Source organism: Legionella tunisiensis, assembly GCF_000308315.1.
Taxonomy (GTDB): Bacteria; Pseudomonadota; Gammaproteobacteria; order Legionellales; family Legionellaceae; genus Tatlockia; species Tatlockia tunisiensis.
The window spans coordinates 1-2,866 of record NZ_CALJ01000282.1 but is presented as its reverse complement, the minus strand read 5'-3'; the positions used below and the strand labels follow the sequence as shown (position 1 = coordinate 2,866).

Genomic DNA, 2,866 nt, shown 5'->3' with positions numbered 1-2,866 from the left:
AAATCATTAAGTTCCTGGCCAGTCGTTTTTAAAAATTATTTTATTCCCTACTTTGATTCGCGCTTCATAGGGATCATGATTGATGTTGTCATTCATATTTTCGCCTAATTTTTAATCCTATTGTATATAGTATAGTTGGAGTAATGAAAGAAAACGGGGGATTTTCTTTGCCTCGTATAAATTCTGACATTAAAAAATTTTGAGGCAATGCAATAGGGGACAGCAGAGTTAATAAATATTGTTAATTAATCAAAATTAGCTTAATACATATTTTTGATAAGTTCACGAAGAACTAGGTCAATTTAAGATAAGATTATATCTCGGCACTTTAATCTCTTTTTGATTTCTAAATCAAAGAATTAGTCTATGCTAATTCGATTAAAGTGCCTCTAAAAGCTTGTTTGACAGAGTCCAATTTATCTATATCTTTCATCATATGGCCACCGCTTAAAGAGTCCTCGAGGTTATTAGCAGTATTCAGTTATGAACGCTTACAGAAAGCTCCGTTACAATCTTTAAATGGGCATGAGCGGATAATTCTTCTAAATCATCAGCAGTTATTTGAATTTTCATCGTACATGGTGTGTCGGGCCCATAAAAGATTTGATATGCTGGTTAAAGGTGAGTCTATGTTGGGTTGTAAAAAATATTGTTACCCATTAACTATAACAGATACTGATAGTCGATATTTAATTGTTTGTGAAGGACTAGAATGACCAAGGGACATGTATGCAAAATAAGTTATTGGTATGCCTAGTTGTAGTGTTTTAACAAGTAGCTCAGTATCTGTATTTTATTTGAGCTGTTTGTTTTTTTCGAATGCTTTCAAAGGTACGCTCAATAGTTCGTCTCGAAAGCTCCAGAATATCTGCAGATTCTTTGGTATTGAAGCCGTAAAATAAGAGATAAATTATATCTTTTTCTCGAGCTGTAAAATTATTTAAATTAAAAGGAAGAGAACTTAAGTCAAAAGAGCTATTGATTTTCTTATGCTCTATATTAGCCCTCAGATCCTGCTCTATCTTATAGTTTAAGTCCTCATTGTGCAGAGCTTTTATTTTTTGTCAAATTATCAGGTAAAATAATACTATTCTTTTTATTAAAGAGTGGGAATAATTTTTATGTATTTTTTTGTTAAGGCAAGTATTTTATCTTCATTATTCAATATGTAATTTATCATGTCAAAAGATTGTTTCTTTGAGGCAAGCGTGATAACGGCTGTATAATCTATTTGATAATAAATTACATTAACAAAAGAATAATATTCATACGATTTTGCTAAATGATATATTTTATCACGAATATTGACATCTACCCCTATGATAGAAGTATAAAATTGGTATTTTATTGAATTTGATTCACTTACCGGAATTTCTAGATAAAGATTTTTTCTATTATATCTTGAAAAAAATCTTATCGGACTCAATTTGAAAATAATGGCCAAGATAATCAAAAATATAATATCCCCAACTATCAATTGGTGTATGTTTAAAGTCATTTTTAAAAGCATCATGCAAACTTTTTGAATGCATTAGCATGTGGCCAAAGTTATTCATAAGAAATCTTTATAATTAATATTTATATATGGATAGTGTAGTAAAAAATACAAGGTAAACTGAGGTTTTTTATATTGTCTAACAGCTCTGACTCATTAACGAATTTTTTAAATAAAGAGTACTGAATTTAGATAGTAATTCTCTCTTTCTGTTGGTATATCGTTTATTGTAGGCATGATGCTCCACAGAAAATCTCTATTGTGATTAGCATAAAAAAATTCCATTTGTTTTAATTTATTTCTAACGCAAATAGGGTTTAGGGAGTGAAATTACTATTTTATGCTGTCTTTCTTTAATTTAATGAATTTACAGGTCTTTTATTTAGACCAAAAATCACAGTAAAAATGGGGTCATGGCTTGAATCGTGATTTTCTAATTTATGCTAATTCAAAATTCAAGCCATGACCCAGATAGTTAGACGGTGATTTATTCTAAAAATTAGTTCTTTACTTTAAGCGCGGCTTTGATTAGTATTTTTGATAAATGAACGTTTATCAAAGAGGAGCTAATATGCCACGAGGCGGCAAGCGAGAAGGCTCGGGACGACCAAAAGGTAGTAACATCTACGGCGAAAGCACGCATCCATTACGGATACCGGCTTCACGGTTAGAGGATGTAAAAGCCTTTCTAGCAAGTGGTGTTACCAATTATGCGATGCCTTTATTTGCAAGTACAGTGCGGGCAGGCACACCCACATCTGCTGATGATTATATAGAAGATTATATCGATTTAAACACTCATTTTAGCAAACAGCCAGGGAGTACATTTTTAGTGACTGCTTCTGGTGACTCCATGATTAATGCCAATATTCAAGATGGCGATATGCTAGTTGTGAATAAGGATATCAAACCCACGCACGGTAAAATTGTTATAGCTTCTGTGGCTGGTGAGCTTACGGTTAAGCGCTTAGCAATCTTACCGGAACGGATTCATTTAGTTGCAGAAAATCCTAATTATTTACCCATTGTCGTTAATGATGAAACGAGTTTAGTCATTTTAGGTGTTGTTACTCATATTATTCATTCTGCCACTTAATTGTAAAACTAGGAGAAAAAATGCTTTCTTTATTAAAGAAAATTTTAAATAGTTCTGTTGTAAAAAAGGAATTAAAAGAACGAGCAGAGCGCGTCATTAAATTGGACAGAATTCGAACTATTGAGGAATAATTAAATTCAAGAATGTTGGAAGTAGGGAAGTAGTAAATTGCCAGGGAAGGCATGATTTATAGACGTCTTCTGTTAGACCAGCATGGCTTATCATGGGGAACTATATCTTATAGGCAGAGTAGCTCCATCTTATTTATCACTCTT

The 2,866-nt window shown here is 32.2% G+C and carries 3 protein-coding genes; 1 reads left to right on the top strand and 2 read right to left on the bottom strand.

All coding sequences use genetic code 11. From position 1 onward, the window contains the following. Positions 1-779 precede the first annotated feature (779 nt). Together BN58_RS37995 and BN58_RS16575 are read right to left on the bottom strand one after the other, a co-directional pair. A complete protein-coding gene (locus BN58_RS37995; protein ID WP_408605502.1) occupies positions 780-983 on the bottom strand; it encodes a helix-turn-helix transcriptional regulator in 204 nt (67 codons plus the stop codon). Between the two features lie 116 nt (positions 984-1,099). After that, positions 1,100-1,513, bottom strand: a complete 414-nt coding sequence (locus BN58_RS16575; RefSeq protein ID WP_019217783.1) for a hypothetical protein — start codon at positions 1,511-1,513, stop codon at positions 1,100-1,102. A gap of 553 nt (positions 1,514-2,066) precedes the next feature. Between BN58_RS16575 and BN58_RS16570 the strand changes: the two genes are divergently transcribed. Then, a complete protein-coding gene (locus BN58_RS16570; RefSeq protein ID WP_019217782.1) occupies positions 2,067-2,591 on the top strand; it encodes a LexA family protein in 525 nt (174 codons plus the stop codon). Positions 2,592-2,866 lie beyond the last annotated feature (275 nt).